Source organism: Staphylococcus sp. EG-SA-2 (assembly GCF_017152085.1).
In genome coordinates this window covers 1-1,735 of the sequence record NZ_JACYHC010000723.1, presented here as the reverse complement: position 1 = coordinate 1,735, position 1,735 = coordinate 1, and the positions used below count along the sequence as shown (strand labels likewise).

At 33.9% G+C, this 1,735-nt stretch carries 2 protein-coding genes and 1 pseudogene; 1 reads left to right on the top strand and 2 read right to left on the bottom strand.

Annotated elements, in window-relative coordinates:
* Both IDG60_RS22380 and IDG60_RS13190 read right to left on the bottom strand, forming a co-directional pair.
* Positions 1-72 (bottom strand): annotated as a pseudogene (locus tag IDG60_RS22380) (hypothetical protein); the annotation flags it as partial.
* A gap of 154 nt (positions 73-226) precedes the next feature.
* Entirely contained in the window at positions 227-1,291 is a 1,065-nt protein-coding gene (locus IDG60_RS13190) for a quinone-dependent dihydroorotate dehydrogenase (RefSeq protein WP_000277419.1), read from the bottom strand.
* Between the two features lie 217 nt (positions 1,292-1,508).
* On the opposite strand from IDG60_RS13190, the gene IDG60_RS13185 reads away from it, so the two are divergent.
* On the top strand, positions 1,509-1,735 hold a 227-nt coding region (locus IDG60_RS13185), incomplete at its 3' end, for a fructosamine kinase family protein (protein WP_206160777.1).

Genomic DNA, 1,735 nt, shown 5'->3' with positions numbered 1-1,735 from the left:
TTGATTTTGTTGCTGTGTGTCTTTGTTGTCAGAAGTCGCTACTGTTTTTTTATTATCTGTTTCTTTAGTCATAACAAACGCCTCCGTTATAAAACGCTATATTTAATGATATGTGATATTTAAGCCATTATTTTGAAAAATGGTGATAAATATATCTTCTTGAGTTATATCATAATTTTAATAAGACGATTCAGCAAGTTTTAAAGTGTTATTTGACTACGTTGGATTAGGCATCTAGTCCTATGATATCACTGACATTGTCAAAATGATGATCTTTTAAGTAACGTGCGATGCCTTTGTTCATTTTCTTAGTTAAACCTGGGCCTTCAATAACAAGTGATGAATAAATTTGAATAAGTGACGCACCGTGACGCATCATTTTGATTGCATCTTCAGTACTGAATACGCCGCCTGTACCTATAATTAAAAATTCACCATTTGTTTGCTGATAAGCATACTTAATCAATTTTAAATTACGTTCAAATAATGGACGACCACTCAAACCGCCTTCTTCGACTTTATTAGCAGAAGTTAAACCATCTCGTTGTCGCGTTGTGTTTGCTAAGATGATACCGTCAAATGTCTCAGTAATCGCTGGTAATAGTGCTTTTAAGCCATCGAAATCCATATCAGACGTTAGTTTTAAGTAAATTGGCACTGTTACATCGTGCTGTTTTTTAAATGTTGTCAAAGCTTGACATAACATTGAAAATTCATCTTTATCATGGAAATTTTGAAGGTTTTCAGTATTTGGAGAACTGATATTGACTGTGAAAAATGAAACGTCGTGTTTAAACGTATCAATGACTTTTATATAATCTTGATAACGCGCTTCATAAGGTGTCATTTTATTCACACCAACATTGATACCAACAGGTACTTGATAAGCATTTTTACGCAAATGACTGAGTGCTTTGTTCATACCAATATTATTGAAGCCCATTCGATTTATCAAGGCGTCATCTTCTAATAATCTAAACATGCGTGGTTGAGGGTTACCCGGTTGAGGTTTAGGTGTGATACCACCTAATTCTAAAGCACCGAATCCAAGGTGTTCCAATGCTTTTGGTACTTCGCAAGATTTGTCGAAACCAGCTGCTAAGCCAATTGGATTGTCGTACGTATTACCTTGTATCGTTTGTGATAACGTTGGATTCTTATAAGTAAATAGTTTATCGACGACTGGGAATAAAACCGGAAACTTTTGTAACGTTTTTAATGCATCGATAGTTAGTCCGTGTGCTTTTTCGGGTTCGATTTTGAATAAGAAAGGTTTAATTAATTTGTACATGAGTATGCTCCTATTTCATTATATTTGAGGCTTACTATCCTCAACTTAATATATGTGAAATATATTCTTTTAATAGACTAGCATTTCCCTACATAATTTCCTAGTTAAAACTAAAAAGTTTTGAAAATTGACGCAAGTTTGAATAACGTTTTTAAGATTAAATCATCCTAATTAGGCAATATTATAGTATAAAGTAAGTAGATTGGAAGGTGTTTGTATGAATGAACAATGGTTAGAGCATTTACCTTTAAAAGATATTAAAGAGATTTCACCAGTGAGTGGTGGTGATGTAAACGAAGCATATCGAGTCGAAACAGATACGGATACATTTTTCTTACTTGTCCAACGTGGACGTAAAGAATCATTTTATGCTGCAGAAATTGCAGGTTTAAATGAATTTGAACGTGCAGGTATCACGGCACCTAGAGTAATTGCAAGTGGCGA